Consider the following 16,515-nt stretch of genomic DNA (forward strand, 5'->3'; position numbering starts at 1 on the left):
GAGCCGATCGACGTCTTCAACTACGGCCACCACCGCCGTGACTTCACCTACATCGACGACATCGTCGAGGGCGTGATCCGCACGCTGGATCGTCCGGCGCAGCCCAACCTCGACTGGACCGGCGCCGAGCCCGACTCGGCCACCAGTGCGGCACCCTACCGGCTGTACAACATCGGGGCCCATCGCCCGGTGGAGCTGATGCACTACATCGAGGTGCTGGAGGACTGCCTGGGCTGCAAGGCGGAGAAGAATCTCCTGCCGCTGCAGCCGGGCGACGTGCCGGACACCTACGCCGACGTCGAGGCGCTGCGCGCCGACACCGGCTATGAACCCACCACCTCGGTCGAGGAGGGCGTCGCCCGCTTCGTCGAGTGGTACCTGGGGTATTACCGGGCGGCCGCCTGATGGGGGTCTACCGCAAAACGCTGCAGCTGCTCACCCCGGCGGAGAAGCGCCGGGGTGGGCTCGTGCTGGGGCTGATGATGATCATGGCGGTACTGGAGACCGCCGGGGTCGCATCGATCATGCCGTTCCTGTCCGTATTGGGTAACCCGGAGCTGGTCAACACCAACCCCGTACTGAACCAGCTCTATAGGGGGCTGGGATTCAACTCGGTGGATCAGTTCATCTTCGCCCTGGGTGCGGCGGCCTTCGCGCTGATCCTGTTCTCGGCGGTGTTTCGCACGCTCACGCACTACGCGATGAACCGCTTTATCGAGATGCGCCGTCACAGCCTTGGCAAGCGCCTGCTGGAGACCTACCTGCGCCAGCCGTATGCGTTCTTCCTGAACCGTCATAGCGGCGACATGGCCAAGAGCATCCTGTCCGAGGTCGACCAGCTGGTGCTGAACGTCTTCCGTCCCGGGATCACGATGATCGCCTACCTGGTCGTAACCATCGCCATCGTGGCACTGCTGATCGTTGTGGATCCGTGGCTCGCGCTGGGGGTCGCGGTCGTGATCGGTGGGGTATACGGGACGATCTTCGTGTTCGTGCGCGGCCTGCTCGGGCGCATCGGCCGGGATCGCTCGCTCGCCAACAAGGAACGCTTCACCGCCGCCGGCGAGGCCCTCGGCGGCATCAAGGACATCAAGCTGCTGGGTCGCGAACACGCATACCTGTCGCGCTTCGATACCCCCTCCAAGCGCCAGGCCCGGCACCAGGCGACCAACCAGACCATCTCCCAGGTCCCCAAATTCCTGATCGAGGCGATCGGCTTCGGCGGCATCATCGGGCTCACCCTGATCCTGCTGCACACCCAGGGCGGCACCGGTACGGATGCGCTGGGCGAGATCCTGCCGATCCTCGGGCTGTACGCCTTTGCCGGCTACCGCCTGCTGCCGGCCGCGCAGCACATCTACGCGGGCCTGGCGAAGCTTCGCTTCGGCGCCGCCGCCGTGGAAAGCGTGACCGAGGACCTGCGCGAGCGCGAGGCCCTGGCGGAACTGCATCGCCAGGCCCCCCAGCCACTGGTCCCGCGCAAGACCATCGCGCTCAAGGGCATCGACTTTACCTATCCGGGCGGCCACCGCCCCGCGCTGCAGTCCATCAACCTGGAGATCCCGGTCGGTACATCGGTCGGGATCATCGGCACCACCGGCTCCGGCAAGACCACGCTGGTCGATGTCCTGCTGGGCCTGTTGCGCCCGACCGAGGGCGCCATCTCGGTGGATGGCCAGCCGGTCACGGATGCCAACCTGCGCGCCTGGCAGCAGTCCCTGGGCTACGTCCCCCAGGACATCTTCCTGACCGACTCGACCGTGGCCGAGAACATCGCCTTGGGGATTCCCGCCGCGCAGATCGACCACGATCGCGTCGAGCGCTGCGCGCGCATGGCACAGGTGCATGACTTCATCGTTCAGGACATGCCGGAGCAGTACGCCACGATGGTGGGCGAGCGTGGCGTGCGCCTGTCCGGGGGCCAGCGCCAGCGCATCGGGATCGCCCGCGCCCTCTACCACGACCCCGACGTCCTGGTGTTCGACGAGGCCACCAGTGCCCTGGACACCGCAACCGAACGCGCCGTGATGGAGGCGATCGAGTCCCTGTCACGCAGCAAGACCATCATCCTGATCGCGCACCGCCTGAGTACCGTGCGCGCCTGCGATCAGGTCGCCCACCTGGAACGGGGATCGTTCGCCTCCGTTGGCCGCTTCGACGAGCTGGTCACTCACACCGAGGCAGATAACCCCCAGGTCCAGTCCGTCCCCGGCCCCGCGGCCTCCGGCACCCATGGCTGAACCCGCCATGCCGACACCACACGAGGAGTTGCCCGTGACGCACGTTCAATCCCAGCCGCTGCAGATCAAGAACAGCGGCCGCATCGCCCGCACCATTGCGCGCGCGGTCCATCTGCGCCACCTGCAAAAGTCGCGCAAGATCGCCATCCAGTGGCGCGAGAAGCTGATCCGCGCCCACGGCGAGTCCGCGGTCACGCGCCCGGTCCTGCAGCGGATCAAGCGCTATGCGACCGACACCTACGGGAGCGAGTCCTGGTGGCCGTGGCTGGCCGCCTACACCGAGGTGCGGCGCGAGTTTGTCGAGGGATGGATCGGCGACGACTACTACACCGAGTCCCTGAACCCGCTCTGGAACCGGCAGGACATCCGCCGCCTGAGCGGGCTCAAGACCATGGATTCGCGCCTGTTCCCGGACAGCGTCGTGCCCCCGGTCTTCGTGCGCGTGGGCGGCCAGTACCTGGATGCCCAGGGGACGCCTGAATCACTGGAAACCGCCCTCTCCCGACTCGAGTCCGGCAAGAGCTATGTGATCAAGCCCGACGAGGGTCGCCAGGGCCTCGGCGTGACCTTCACCACCGCCGAACAAGTGGCCGAGGAACTCGGCAAGGTCCCCGGAAACTGCATCGTACAGCCCCTGATCGAGCAGCATCCGGATATCGCGCGGATCAACGCCAGCTCGGTCAATACGCTGCGGGTTCTGACCTTCCTCGATCCGGAATCCGGCGAGCTGCGCATCCTGAACCATTTCCTCCGCCTGGGCCGCGAGGGGCAGCGCACCGACAACGTCTCCACCGGTGGTTACTTCGTCGGTGTCGATGGCGAGGGCTGGCTGGACGGCCATCTGCGCGACCCGGTCTGCGTCAGCATCGGCTCGGTCCACCCGGACAGCGGCGTGGACGTGAAGGACTGCCGGATCCCCAACTTCGGGGCGGTACGCGAGCTGTGCCTGAACGCCCATCGCCGCATCCCCTATCTGCGCTTCATTGGCTGGGACGTCTGCATTCAGGCCAACAGCGAGCCCGTAATCCTCGAGTGGAATGCGGAGCAGGTGGCCTGGTCGCGCAACGAGTCCTGCTTCGGACCCTTGCTGCCCTCGGTCCCGCGCGGCTATCCGCGCTGATCCGCCACTGCCATCAGGAGAACGACATGAACACGATCAAACTGCTGTGGACCGGTGGCTGGGACTCCAGCTACCGCCTGCTGGACCTGGCGCTTTATCGCAACCGCAAGGTGCAGCCAATCTACGTGCTGGACCCGCGCCGGAAATCCTATGTGTACGAGCTGCGGGCCATGGCCAACATCCGTGCGGGCATCGAGGCGCGGGCGGAGGCCCGCGGGCGCGTGGCGCCGGTTCGTGTCTATCTGCGCAGCGACATCCTCGAGGACCCGAACATCACCGAGCGCTACCAGCGCCTGGCGAGCGAGGTGCATGTGGGTACCCAGTACGACTGGCTCGCCCGCCTGTGCGAACAGGAAGTCCTGCGCGACCTGGAGCTGTCGCTCACCGGCCACGAGGCCGGCACCGAGTTGCAGGAACGTCTGTTCCGCAACCCGCAGTACGGGGACTTCCGCTTCCGCGAGGACGACTTCGCCTGGGAGCTGTTCCAGTACTACCGCTTCCCGTTGCTGTCGGTGACGAAGGAGGCGATGAAGTACGACGCCGAGGCCAAGGGCTTCCTGCCGCTGCTCGAACAGTCGTGGTTCTGTCATTCGCCGATCCTCGGACAGCCCTGTGGTCACTGCCAGCCCTGCCGCTTCTCGCGCGAGTCGCGACGCACGATCCAGTACTCGCGTCTGGGTCCGTTCCTGGAGCTGGCCCGCCGGGCGCGCTCCAGCCTGCGCTCGACGCGCACCGCCAGCGCCTGAGGCACAACCGTCATGTCCCTGGCCTTTGGTGCCCTCCTCCCCTGGCTCTCCGGCCCGCGCGAATATGCCGCGCTGCGCCGGGCCGAGCGGCTGTCCCTGCCCGCCCTGCAGCGCCTGCAGGCCGAGCGGATCGCAAGCCTGCTGGTACACGCGCGCGACGACGTGCCGTACTACCGCGAAATCCTGCCAGATGCGGACACCATCGCCGCCGATCCGCTGGCCACGCTGCTGTCGCTGCCCATCCTCGACAAGGACACCATCCGTCGCGAAGGCGAGCGCCTGTGCGCACAGCAACCCCGCCCCGGGCTGCGGCGCAACACCTCGGGGGGCTCCACCGGCGAGCCCGCCACGTTCTACCAGGACACCGCCTATCGCCGCTGGGGTCGCGCCACCAAGGCCCTGTTCGACGGCTGGACCGGCTACCGCCCGGGTCAGCCCAAGGCCGTGCTGTGGGCGGCTTCGCGCGACCTGACCGCACCCCGGGGCACCCGCCGCCTCGCCGAACGCCTGAAGAATCGCACCCTGCTGAACGCCTACCGCATGGATCCGGAGACGATGGACGCGCACCTCGAGCAGCTGCGCGCCGCACCGCCCAGACAGTTGCAGATCTACGCGGAGAGTGGCCACGAACTCGCCCGGCACGCCCTGCGCCGGGGGGTCCGTGTGCCGGGTATCGGCAGTGTCCTGAGCTCGGCCGGCACCCTCTTTCCCGATATGCGCGAGACCATCGAGAAGGCATTCGATGCCCCCGTGTTCAACCGCTACGGCTCGCGCGAGGTTGGGGACATCGCCTGCGAATGCGAGCACCACCGCGGGCTGCACGTGAATCCGCTGACCCAGTACCTGGAGATCCTCGACGACGACGGCCGTCCGACGCCACCCGGGACCCCCGGGCGGGTCGTGGTCACCTCGCTGACGAACCACAGCATGCCCCTGTTGCGCTATGCAATCGGCGACCTGGCCAGCTGGTCCGGCCAGACCTGCGATTGCGGCCGGGAATGGCCGCTGCTGGAGGGGGTATGGGGACGCGTGACCGACCACATCCGCGGCGCCAACGGTGCCGTCGTGTTCGGCGGGTGGCTGCGCCAGTTGCTGTACCCGGAAGACTGGATCGGACAGTACCAGTGGGTCCAGCACGCGGCAGATCATATCCGCCTGCGCCTGATCCCCATCGACCGTGCCCCGCAGGGAGAACGCGAACAGCGCCTGCAGGCACGTCTGGCGCCCGAGATCCGCGAGCAACTCGGCGCGGGCACACGCCTGGATATTGATCGTGTAAACGAGATCCCGCCATCGCCCAGCGGCAAGCACCTGCATGTGATCAGCGAGTTGCAGGAGAACCGGCAGTGAAGGTCCTGCACGTGATCAACGGGCTCGGCCAGGGCGGCGCGGAGCGCCAGCTGGGCAACCTGCTGCACGCGGCACCGGACGCCGGCGCCGTGTTCGCGCTCAAGGAGCCCGGCGTGATGGCCGGCGACATCCGCGCGCAGGGCATCCCGGTCTATACCGGACGACTGCGCAACCCGCTCTCCACGGGGTGGATTGTCGCCCTGCGCCGCGCGCTGGCCGCCTATCAGCCCGATGGCGTGATGGGCTGGATGTACCACGGCAATCTGGCGGCCTCGCTGACCCGACGCCTCGGGCATCAGGGACCGGTGTTCTGGAACGTGCGCCACTCGGTGCATGACCTGGCGCACGAGAAACGCGGGACCCGCTGGGTGATCCGCAGCGGCGCCTGGCTGTCGCGGTATCCGACCCGCATCGTCTACAACAGCGCAACCGCGGCCGCCCAGCACGAGGCACTGGGATTCTCCGCGGATCGCCGCGTGGTCCTGCCCAACGGCTTTGATCTGGCGCGCTTCCATCCGGCACCGGACGCCGCCCCCGGGCTGCGCACCCAACTGGGTATTGGCGCGGATACCTGGCTGCTGGGCATGGTCGGACGCGCTCACCCGATGAAGAACCATGCCGGACTGGTGGCCGCGCTGGCGCATCTGGTCCGGGGTGGAGCCGACGTTCACTGCGTAATGGTAGGCACCGGGGTATCCGCGGATGACAACCCGCTGGACCGGGCCATCCGCGAACACGGAATGGACCGGCATGTCACGCTGCTGCCGCCCACCCCCGAACCCGAGGCCCTCTACCCGGGCCTGGACCTGCTAGTGCTGCCCTCGCGCTGGGGCGAAGGCTTCCCCAATGTCGTGGGCGAGGCCATGGCCTGCGGCAGACCAGCCGTGGTAACGGATATCGGTGATGCCGCCCGCGTGGTCGGGTCCACCGGCTTTGTCGCCACAAGCCCCGAGCCGCTGGATCTGGCCGACGCCATTGCCCGGGCCATCGGCCAGGGCCGTGAACGCCTGCGCGAACTGGGCGACGAGGCGCGCGCACGCATGGAATCGCATTACGCCCTCGAGGCCGTGGCCGCGCACTACCAGACCCTGTTCCAGGATGCGATGGTCGATACCGCGCCCGTCTCGCCATGAGCTACACCTCGATCCCGTTCACGACGATGGAGCTGCTCCTGTCGGCCAGCTTCCTGATGGTGGTGCTGGTCGCCGTGCTGTGGACCGGGGCAAGACGCGAGGGCTATCTGTGGCCGCTGTTGGCGGCCCTGCTGGCCCGCATCGGGGCGGCGCTGGTACAGCGCTTCCTGTTTCCCCTGCCTCAGGGTGGAGCCGATGCGATCAGCTTCGAGCGCCGGGCCTGGTTCTGGGCCCAGAGTGGCTGCGGCAATCTCGGCGACCACTTCAGCATGGGCAGCTCGTACCTGCACAGCTGGCTGATCGCGAACGTCTACGCATGTGCCGACCGCGCCCCCCTGGCCTTCCAGGCCGTGAACATCGCCCTGGGCATGCTGACGGTCTATCTGATTGCGCGCATCGCCGAGCAGCTCTGGGACCGCCAGGCCGCCGTGCGTGCGGCCTGGATCGCTGCTTTGTTCCCGATCCTGATCGTGAACGCGGCCGTGCCACTACGCGAGGTCTGGTTTACTGCCTTCTTCCTGCTGGGCGTGCTCTGGCTGGTGCGCTGGGTTCAGAGTCAGCGCACCGGTTTCCTGGTGGCCGCCGTCGGGGTCCTGCTGGGTGCGGCGGTCGTGCATGGCGCGGCAGTCTTTGCGATCGCGGGCATCGCGGTCGTGCTGGTCGGCTGGTCGATCAAGGAATTCCTGCGCGCATCGGATCTGGGGCATATGCGTCCCGGGCTGATGCTCGGCGGCATGCTGCTCGGCACGGCCGGGGTCCTCGGATTCGTGGTGATGGACGACATGCGCTTCTCGTCGATCGGGCAACTGGGCGACGTGATGGAACAGACCGAGACGCTGGACCAGCGGGCCGAGCGCAGCGCCCGCGGCGGGGCCGCCTACCCGTCCTTTTTGATCCCGTCCAATGACCTCCAGGCACTGGTCCTGACACCAATCCGGGTGGGCTATTTGCTGTTCGGTCCCCCGCTGTGGGAAGTGCGCTCGCCCGTGCATCTGATCGGCATGGTGGAGGGTCTGTTCTATCTGACACTGGTCCTGCTGCTGGCGGTGTATCGCCGCCACTGGTGGCATCGCTCGGATTTTCGCGTGCTGGTCGTCGTGTTCATCGTCCTGGCGATCATCTTCGCCTGGGGCACCAGTAACTTCGGGACCGCCGCCCGTCACCGGGCCAAGTTCCTCGGGATCCTGATCGCCCTGGCGGCGGGCCTGGCCGGGCGCCGCCTGTGGCGCTGGGAACGACTGCGACGCCTTGGCGCCAGTCGCTCGTCAGCCCCGAACAGCACCACGGATCCACCGGAGATTTCCGGCGCGGAACTGCCGCAACCACGGCGTGCCGCGCCCTGATCGGCCGCGCGCGACTCGCGCGCACCCGCCCCGCTCCCGGGGCCATTACCAACATTCACACAGGAGATTGGAAGATGGCGGAATTTGCGGCACCGGACGCCCCGCGTCTGGCCATAATTGGTCTGGGTTATGTCGGCCTGCCTCTGGCAGCCGAGTTCGGACGGGTCCTGCCCACACTGGGCTTCGATATCGATACGGGCCGCGTCGAGGAACTGCGCGGGGGACACGACCGCACACGCGAGGTTTCCCGTGAGGAACTCGCCGCCGCCGAGCATCTGGAACTGACCGCCGATCTGGAGCGACTGCAGGACTGCAACGTGTTCATCGTGACGGTCCCCACACCGATCGATGCCCACCGGCGCCCGGACCTGGGCCCGCTACTGGCGGCCAGCCGCACGGTGGGTCGTGCCCTGAAGCCAGGGGACGTGGTGATCTACGAGTCCACCGTCTACCCCGGCGCGACCGAGGAAGACTGCGCCCCGGTGCTGGCCCGCGAATCCGGCCTGGAGCTGAACCGGGATTTCTTCCTCGGCTACAGCCCGGAGCGGGTCAACCCCGGCGACAAGGAGCATCGCATCCCCGATATCGTCAAGGTCACGTCCGGCTCGACCCCCGAGGTCGCGACCTTCGTCAACGCGCTGTACGCCCGCATCATCCGTGCCGGCACCCATCCGGCCCCCAGCATTCGCGTGGCCGAGGCGGCCAAGGTGATCGAGAACACCCAGCGCGACGTGAATATCGCGCTGATCAACGAACTCGCAATGCTGTTCGAGCGACTCGATCTCGATACCGAGGCCGTGCTGGCCGCAGCCGGGACCAAGTGGAACTTCCTGCCGTTTCGACCCGGCCTGGTGGGCGGGCACTGCATCGGCGTCGACCCGTACTACCTGACGCACAAGGCACAGGCCGCCAACTACCACCCGGAGATGATCCTTGCCGGACGCCGCACCAACGACGGCATGGGCGGCTACATCGCGGACCGCACGATCAAGGCCATGATCCGCAAGGGATTCCCGGTCGTGGGATCGCGCGTCCTAGTGATGGGACTGGCGTTCAAGGAGAACTGCCCGGATCTGCGCAATACGCGCGTCGTGGACATCATCCATGACCTGCACGGCTACAACGCCGAAGTCGATGTCTGGGACCCCTGGGTGGATACCGCCGAGGCCCGTCACGAGTATGGCCTGGACCTGCTGAGCGAGTCGCCGAAGCAGGGCGAGTACGACGCCATCATCCTTGCGGTCCCGCACCACGAGTTCGTCGAACTCGGGGCCCAGGGCCTGCAGAAGTTCGGGCGCGAGCGCGCGGTCATCTTCGACGTGAAATCCGTCCTCCCACCCGAGGCGAGTGACCTGCGTCTATAAACCGGCCATCCCCCTTGAGCCGGTCTGCCTTTTCGGGGTGTCTCGCACACTTTGAGCACCCCGAAACATAGCGATAAATCATTGTCCTGTTTACCTTTTGTACCCATGCACAAGGACTTCCGAGAGACCTCTCCAGCGTAGGCGGAGACCACCCGGCACCTCTTGGGAACAGGAGCAACAGACATGCAGAACACCGAGCACCGCAGGGTGGCCACCACCCTGCGCGGGGATGCCACCAGCACGGCACAGGCCGACCGGGAAAGCGAGTCGCGGGAACACAGCGGGATCGATCTCCTGATCGTGGCGGCCAATGCCCGATCGCTGATCGCCAACCGCGGGGACCTGATCCGCGAGATCCGCCGCCGCGGCCAAACGGTGGCCGCCGCCGTCCCGCGCAAGGACTACCTGCCCGAGGTCGAGGAGCTGGGCATCCCGATCTACCCGTTCGACCTGGGCCGTACCGGTGTCAACCCGATTGAAGACCTGCGCACGACCTTCGCCCTGACCCAGCTGATGCGGCGCCTGCGACCGGAGGCCGTGTTCAGCTATACCGTGAAGCCCGTGGTGTACGGTTCTCTGGCCGCCCGCTGGGCCGGGGTCCCGCGGGTCTACGCGATGATTACCGGTCTCGGGCATGCCTTTACCACCGAGTCCTGGCGCACGCGCATCCTGCGCACGATCAGTTCCGGCCTGTATCGCCAGGCGCTGGCCCGCTGCGATCGAGTGTTCTTCCAGAACCCGGATGACCTCCAGGATTTTCTCGATCGGGGTGTGCTGCCGGATACCGAGCGAGTCGTTCGCATTAACGGATCCGGGGTGGACGTGGACCGCTTCGCCCAGCATCCCCTTCCCGAAGGCGACCCGCTGTTCCTGTTTGTCGGCCGTCTGCTCACCGAGAAAGGCATCCTCGAGTTCGTGGAGGCCGCGCGCCAGGTTCACGCGCAACACCCCAATGCCCGCTTCGTGGTGGTCGGCCCCCATAACCCGGACCTGCCGCACACGATCTCGGCGGAGCAGGTCGAGGCCTGGAAGCGCGAGGGCATTGTCGAGTTCGTCGGTGGTGTGGCCGATGTTCGACCCTGGCTTCAGAAGGCCTCCGTGTTCGTCCTGCCCTCCTACCGCGAAGGCACCCCGCGTTCGGTGCTGGAGGCGATGAGCGTGGGCCGCCCGATTATCACCACAGATGCCCCGGGCTGCCGCGAGACCGTCGTCGACGGCGAGAACGGCCTCCTCGTCCCGCCCCGGACCTCCGCGCCCCTGGCGGATGCCATGCAGAGGCTCCTCGACCACCCTGAGCTGCTGCCCCGCATGGCCCGGGCCTCGCGCGATCGGGTGGAGGCAAAGTACGAGGTGGGGCAGGTCAACCGCGTCATTCTTCGAACGATGGAGCTCGCATGAACGCCACCCTCAAACGCCTGTTCGACATCCTGTCCAGCATGGCGGTGCTGCTCGTGCTGGCCCCGTTGCTGCTGCTGATCGCCATTGCGATTCGCCTCGACAGCTCCGGGTCGATCCTCTTCCGCCAGCGACGCATCGGCTTCAACGGACAGCCGTTTCGGGTACTGAAGTTCCGCACCATGGTGGATCGCGATCCGGACGCGATCGACCAGCACCAGGAACAGGTGGTCAGCACCGGGGTCGACCCGCGCATTACCCGCGTAGGGCGCTGGCTGCGGGCGACCAGTCTCGACGAACTGCCGCAGCTGTGGAACATCCTGCGCGGCGACATGAGCGTGGTCGGTCCCCGCCCGATCCTGCCGGAACAGGTAGAGGTCGTGCCCCCCTCCTACGCCTCCCGGTTTTCGGTGCGTCCCGGCCTGACCGGACTGGCCCAGGTCCGCGGTCGCCGCACGCTGGGCTGGATCCAGCAGCTCGAGGCCGACACCGAATACGCCGCGCAGCACAACCTGCTGTACGACCTGGGGCTCATCATCAAGACGGTCTACGTCGTCCTGACCGGCCAGGGGATCTACGGCGAGGCCGGGATCAACTGGCGTACCTATCGCGATTCGTTGCGTAACCGACAGCAAGGGAACATGGAATGACTTCCACCCTGAAACACATGTTCATTACGGCCTCCGCCGATGTGGCCCGGCAGGCCGAGGCAGCGGGGATCGCACGGATCTTTGTCGACATGGAGACCCGCGGGAAGGCCGAACGCCAGGGCCATCTGGATACCCACAAGGCGCGCCACACGCTCGACGATGTCCGGCGCATCTCCAGCGTGCTCACGAGCGCAGAGCTGATGGTCCGCATCAATCCGCCGGCACCACAAACGCCCTCCGAGGTCCGTCAGGCGATCGAGGCCGGCGCCGACCGGCTGATGCTGCCGATGTTCACCCGCATCGACGAGGTGCAGCATTTTCTCGACGCCGTCGGCGGACAGGTGCCGGTGACCCTGCTGGTCGAGACCCCGCAGGCCCTGATCCGACTGCCGTCCTACCTGCCCCTGCTCGGGCCACAGGACCAGATTCATATCGGCCTGAACGATCTCAGCCTGGCGTCCGGGCTCGATTTCCTGTTCGAACCGCTGGCCGGCGGCATGCTGGAGGTGCCGGCCGCCCTGTGCCGCGAGGCGGGCATCGCGTTCGGGTTCGGGGGTGTCGGCGCGGTGGGCAAGGGCGAGGTCCCGGCCGAGTCCATCCTGGGCGAACACGTGCGCCTTGGATCCGAATGGGTCATCCTTTCGCGCGCCTTCCGCGAGGTGGTCAGCCAGGAAGACCCGGCCACCGGGACGGCGCGCCTGCGCGGCGAGCTGGAGCGGCTACAGGCCGCGGAACAGCAGTTTCGCGCAGCCCCCGCGGAAGCACTGCTGAAGAACCGCGACGAGGTCCGCACCCGCATCTTCCGGCTGGCGGCCCGCATGCACAACCGGAGCCGTGCATGCGCCTGAGCCACACCCTGTTCCTGCAGAAACCGGAGGTTCTGGAGAAGCAGCAGGACACGATCGAGGCCCGCCTGCAGCAGGCGTTGCCCGGCACCACGCTGACCTTCGCCGGCCAGCCCGAGGCCATCCCCGAGGGGCTTGAGGTCGATGCCGTGATCGCCCCCACCCTGCCCTGGCTGCCCGACGCCCTGGACCGCCTGTCGCGCTATGACTGGGTGCACTTTCTGTCCGCCGGGGTCGAGAAGATCTGGGACATGCCATTCCCCAAGGACGGCCTGCTGATGACCAAGAGCAGTGGCGTCCACGGCGCCCCGATGAGCGAGTATGCGATCGGGGCCATGCTCTATTTCGCCAAGCACTTCGACCGCTTCAACGCACAAAGCCGCGAGAAGCGCTGGGAGCGCTGCTGGCTCGGGGAGCTGACCGGGCGCACCGCCATGGTGCTTGGCATGGGGCATATCGGTACCCAGGTGGCGCGCCGGGCCCGGGCGTTCGACATGCGCGTGATCGGTGTCCAGCGCAACCCGCGCCCCCATGACTGCGCCGACGAGGTCATTGCCCTGGATAGCGTGGAGGACCGCCTGCCGGAGGTGGACGACCTGATCGTATGCCTGCCGCTTACCCGGGACACCCGGCACCGGATCGGCGAAGCCCAGTTCCAGCGGCTCCAGCCGGGGGCCGTGCTGGTGGACATCTCGCGCGGCGGCGTTGTGGATCAGCAGGCGCTGATCCGGGCGCTGGATGCCGGACGCCTGCGCGGTGCGGCGGTGGATGTCTTCGAGCAGCAGCCTCTTCCCGCCCAGTCACCGCTGTGGAACCGGGAGAACGTCCTCGTCACACCCCATGTCTCGGGCACCTCGCCGCACTATATGGAACGTGCGCTGGAGATCTTCATCCGCAATGCCCGCGCGATGGCGCAAGGCGAGCCCCCGGTGACTCCGCTCGACCCGGTCGCTGGTTACTAGGTCGGCGGTTACCAGCTCGACGGTTACCAGCCAAGCGCTGGAGTCCCATCTCCCCTTCCCCCACAATGCGCGGCATCCGGCCCGGGGCGGCATCAATCCGATTGCCTGCCCGGGGCCGCCAGCCGGGACCCATGGGGGATGCCTTACGTGATCGAGACCATCGGATTGCTGACCGCCTTCGCGCTGGTGGTGGTAATCACGGGCTGGATTCGCCGCTACGCCCTGGCGCAGCAGCTGGTCGACATCCCCGGCGCACGCAGCTCTCACCAGACCCCCACACCACGCGGTGCCGGCCTGGCACTGGTACTGGTCTTTCTGCTCGGAATCCTGCTCTCCGCCGGGATCGGCTGGGTCGACCTGCCGACCGCCGCCGCCCTGATCGGGGCTGCGGGCGCCGTCGCCTGGGTCGGCTGGCTGGACGACCACGGTCACCTGGCCGCACGCTGGCGACTGCTGGTGCATTTTCTTGCGGCCTCCTGGGGCCTGGCCTGGCTGGGCGGGCTGCCACCCGTGGCGATTGCCGGTGTCCAAATCGACGCCGGATGGATCGGCCATATACTCGCGCTTTTCTACGTTGTCTGGCTGCTGAACCTCTACAACTTCATGGACGGCATCGACGGTCTGGCCGGCATTCAGGCGATCACGGCCTGTCTGGCCATGGCCGGCCTGCTCTTTGGGTGGGGGGATGCACACGCATGGTGGCTGCCGGCGCTGCTGGCCGCGGCAAGTACGGGATTCCTCGTCTGGAACTTTCCGCGGGCGCGGATCTTCATGGGGGATGTCGGGAGTGGCACACTCGGATTGCTGCTGGGTCTGCTGTCGATGCAAGCAGCGGGGCTGGACACGAACTTCCTGGCCGCCTGGCTGATCCTGCTGGGCGTGTTCATTGTCGACGCCACCACGACACTGGCCGTACGCCTGTTTCGGGGAATGCGGGTCTACGAGGCCCATCGCAGCCATGCCTACCAGCATGCCGCCCACCGGTTCGGGTCCCATATCCCGGTGGCCCTGGGTGTCGCCGCGATCAACCTGCTTTGGTTACTCCCCATTGCGGTCCTGGTCGTTGCCAACCAGCTACCGGGTGCCGCCGGTGTCGTGATCGGCTACCTGCCCCTGCTCCTGCTGGCCATCGCCCTGCGCGCCGGACGCGACTGATCCGGGTTTCGCCCAGGGAAACCCGGATCATCCTCCCCTCCTCCAGAGGGCTTCGCTTGCCCTAGCGTGGAACCGAATCGGCCACCCGTGCATAGGCGACTGCCGCCGGACGCACGGTCGGGGCCGGAGCCGGACGGGGCCGACCGACCGGTGCGGGGGTACTATGCGTGGCCTCTTCGTCGCGGCCCGGCTCGTAACCATCGACGATCTCGCGAAGCACCTCGAACGCGGCCTGGGCATTGCGCTCGCGGTCGGCCTTCTCCAGCGTGCGCAGGGCGCGGGCGAGAACCGCCGGCTCCGCACAGGTTTCGCGTGCACGCATAATCTTGCTGTGCGGGGTCTCTTCCACGTTATCCCCGATCAGCAGTTCCTCGTAGAGTTTCTCGCCGGGACGCAGGCCGGTACAGGTGATGGCGATGCCTTCCCCTTCGGCCTCGTCCTCCCGGACCTGATGGCCATGCAGACGGATCATGCGCCGGGCCAGGTCGATGATGCGCACGGGTTCGCCCATGTCGAGCACATAGACCTCGCCCCCCTGCGCCATCGCCCCGGCCTGAATCACCAGCTCGGCGGCCTCCGGGATCGACATGAAGTAGCGGGTAATCTCCGGGTGAGTCACCGTGACCGGCCCGCCTTCGCGAATCTGGCGATGGAACAGGGGCACAACGGATCCGGAAGAACCCAGGACGTTGCCAAAGCGCACCATGCTGAACACCGTTGTGTTCTGACGGCGTGCGCGGTCCTGCAGCACCATCTCGGCCAGGCGCTTGCTCGCGCCCATCACATTCGTGGGCCGCACAGCCTTGTCCGTGCTCACCAGGATAAAGCGCTCGACGCCGGCCGCGATCGCCGCATCGGCCACCACGGCGGTACCCAGGCTGTTGTTGCGCAGGCCTTCCAGCAGATTGCCCTCGACCAGCGGCACATGCTTGTAGGCCGCCGCGTGGTAGAGCGTCTGCACGCCATACTGGTGCAGGACCTCTTCGACTCGCGCCTGGTTGGCGACCGAGCCCAGCACCGCGTGCACCTCGACACCCGACTGCATGGACGACCGGCGCTGCGTGATCTCCTGTTCGATCCGGTAGAGCGCGAACTCGTTACGCTCGAACAGTACCAGGGCGGCCGGCTCGAGACTGAGGATGCGGCGGCAGAGCTCCGAACCAATAGAACCCCCGGCCCCGGTGACCATCACCACGCGTCCGCGAATGCTCCGCGCCAGCAGGGCCTCGTTGGGCGGCACCGGATCGCGGCCCAGCAGGTCGGCGACATCCAGGTCCTCCAGCTGATCCAGCGGGGCCCGGCCCGAGACGACTGCCTCCAGCGAGGGCACCGACTGCACATGCAGCGGATAGGGCTCCAGCCATTCGAGGATGCGCCGGCGGTCGGCACGGCTCGCCGACGGCACCGCCAGCAACACCCGGCCCACGCCACACTGCTCCACCAGAGTACCCAGGGATTCGCGGCCACAGACCGGGATGTCATCGATCGAGCGGCCCTGGACCGCCGGGTCCTCGTCGATGAAGGCCATCACCCGGAAACGCCCGCTGGACTGCAGCCCGGAGGCCAGCTGAACTCCTGCCTCGCCGGCGCCAAAGATGACCACGCGCTCACTGCCGGTACGCGCATCGGACACGGCCTGGTACCAGCTGCGCACCGCAAATCGGCCCGCCGCCACCAGGGCAAAGGCCAGCAGGGCGAAGTTCACCGCGACCGCCCCGAAGAATCCGGGCGTCTGCGTCAGCTCGGCGGAGGCCCAGATCATCAGCGCCAGCGCGGAGACCCCGACGATCACCGCACGTACCGCCCGGGCCCCCATGAAACGCACGACCGTTCGATACAGGCCGAGGCGCGCAAACACCAGCACACCAACCGCCGGGACCAGGGCAAACAGCCACCAGGCCTCGACCATCATGGGCGGCAGCGGCTGTCCCGTGCGAATCACAAAGGCCAGCCACAGCGCCAGCGGCAGCATTACGATGTCCGCCAGCACCATCAATCCCTGCTTCTTGCCGCGCGGCAGTCGCAGCAAGTTCTCCAGACTACGATCCAGTACCGCCATGATTCAGGCCTCCAATGTGTCAGCAACCGGGCGCGGTGTACTTGCCGAACCTTTCGGCTCGCCTTGCACCGCAAACGTGTGGGGAGGCTAGCACCTGAATGGCAGGCTAATTGGGGGGGAAATCACGCTGTCGGTAGATCGCTACGAAATCAG

The 16,515-nt window shown here is 67.2% G+C and carries 13 protein-coding genes and 1 pseudogene; 13 read left to right on the forward strand and 1 reads right to left on the reverse strand.

Annotated features, from left to right (window positions below; translation table 11 throughout):
- The 13 genes and pseudogenes from F791_RS13155 to F791_RS0102520 all read left to right on the forward strand — a co-directional run.
- Positions 1-405: pseudogene (locus F791_RS13155) on the forward strand (capsular biosynthesis protein CpsI); the annotation flags it as partial.
- On the forward strand, positions 405-2,240 hold the full coding sequence (locus F791_RS0102465) for an ABC transporter ATP-binding protein (protein ID WP_019592129.1): 1,836 nt from the start codon (positions 405-407) through the stop codon (positions 2,238-2,240). The pseudogene F791_RS13155 and the gene F791_RS0102465, both read left to right, overlap by 1 nt.
- A gap of 34 nt (positions 2,241-2,274) precedes the next feature.
- Entirely contained in the window at positions 2,275-3,360 is a 1,086-nt protein-coding gene (locus F791_RS0102470) for a sugar-transfer associated ATP-grasp domain-containing protein (protein ID WP_019592130.1), read from the forward strand.
- Between the two features lie 26 nt (positions 3,361-3,386).
- The gene (locus F791_RS0102475; protein ID WP_019592131.1) at positions 3,387-4,106 is read left to right on the forward strand and encodes a hypothetical protein; all 720 of its coding nucleotides are present in this window, start codon (positions 3,387-3,389) and stop codon (positions 4,104-4,106) included.
- A 12-nt stretch (positions 4,107-4,118) separates the two neighbouring features.
- Complete coding sequence (locus tag F791_RS0102480; RefSeq protein WP_018138744.1) at positions 4,119-5,456, forward strand: phenylacetate--CoA ligase family protein; 1,338 nt, start codon at positions 4,119-4,121, stop codon at positions 5,454-5,456.
- Positions 5,453-6,589, forward strand: coding sequence for a glycosyltransferase (locus F791_RS0102485; protein ID WP_019592132.1), 1,137 nt, complete (start codon positions 5,453-5,455; stop codon positions 6,587-6,589). Before F791_RS0102480 ends, F791_RS0102485 begins: the two co-directional genes overlap by 4 nt.
- A complete protein-coding gene (locus tag F791_RS0102490; protein ID WP_018138746.1) occupies positions 6,586-7,932 on the forward strand; it encodes a glycosyltransferase family 39 protein in 1,347 nt (448 codons plus the stop codon). Before F791_RS0102485 ends, F791_RS0102490 begins: the two co-directional genes overlap by 4 nt.
- A gap of 74 nt (positions 7,933-8,006) precedes the next feature.
- Positions 8,007-9,296, forward strand: a complete 1,290-nt coding sequence (gene tviB / locus F791_RS0102495; RefSeq protein ID WP_019592133.1) for a Vi polysaccharide biosynthesis UDP-N-acetylglucosamine C-6 dehydrogenase TviB — start codon at positions 8,007-8,009, stop codon at positions 9,294-9,296.
- Between the two features lie 183 nt (positions 9,297-9,479).
- The gene (locus tag F791_RS0102500) at positions 9,480-10,694 is read left to right on the forward strand and encodes a glycosyltransferase family 4 protein (protein WP_018993712.1); all 1,215 of its coding nucleotides are present in this window, start codon (positions 9,480-9,482) and stop codon (positions 10,692-10,694) included.
- Positions 10,691-11,341 (forward strand): sugar transferase, encoded by a 651-nt coding sequence (locus F791_RS0102505; protein ID WP_018993713.1) that lies wholly within the window; start codon positions 10,691-10,693, stop codon positions 11,339-11,341. Before F791_RS0102500 ends, F791_RS0102505 begins: the two co-directional genes overlap by 4 nt.
- Positions 11,338-12,189 (forward strand): aldolase/citrate lyase family protein, encoded by an 852-nt coding sequence (locus F791_RS0102510; RefSeq protein WP_018993714.1) that lies wholly within the window; start codon positions 11,338-11,340, stop codon positions 12,187-12,189. Before F791_RS0102505 ends, F791_RS0102510 begins: the two co-directional genes overlap by 4 nt.
- Positions 12,180-13,148, forward strand: coding sequence for a D-2-hydroxyacid dehydrogenase (locus tag F791_RS0102515; RefSeq protein ID WP_019592134.1), 969 nt, complete (start codon positions 12,180-12,182; stop codon positions 13,146-13,148). Before F791_RS0102510 ends, F791_RS0102515 begins: the two co-directional genes overlap by 10 nt.
- A gap of 138 nt (positions 13,149-13,286) precedes the next feature.
- Positions 13,287-14,303, forward strand: a complete 1,017-nt coding sequence (locus tag F791_RS0102520) for a glycosyltransferase family 4 protein (protein ID WP_018993716.1) — start codon at positions 13,287-13,289, stop codon at positions 14,301-14,303.
- A gap of 61 nt (positions 14,304-14,364) precedes the next feature.
- Here F791_RS0102520 and F791_RS0102525 read toward each other — a convergent pair whose 3' ends face one another.
- Positions 14,365-16,362 carry a nucleoside-diphosphate sugar epimerase/dehydratase gene (locus F791_RS0102525; protein WP_018993717.1) on the reverse strand — a complete coding sequence of 666 codons (1,998 nt, stop codon included), beginning with the start codon at positions 16,360-16,362 and terminating at the stop codon, positions 14,365-14,367.
- Between the last annotated feature and the right edge of the window lie 153 nt (positions 16,363-16,515).

This window comes from Thioalkalivibrio sp. ALRh, from assembly GCF_000381425.1.
In the GTDB taxonomy this organism is placed as follows: domain Bacteria; phylum Pseudomonadota; class Gammaproteobacteria; order Ectothiorhodospirales; family Ectothiorhodospiraceae; genus Thioalkalivibrio.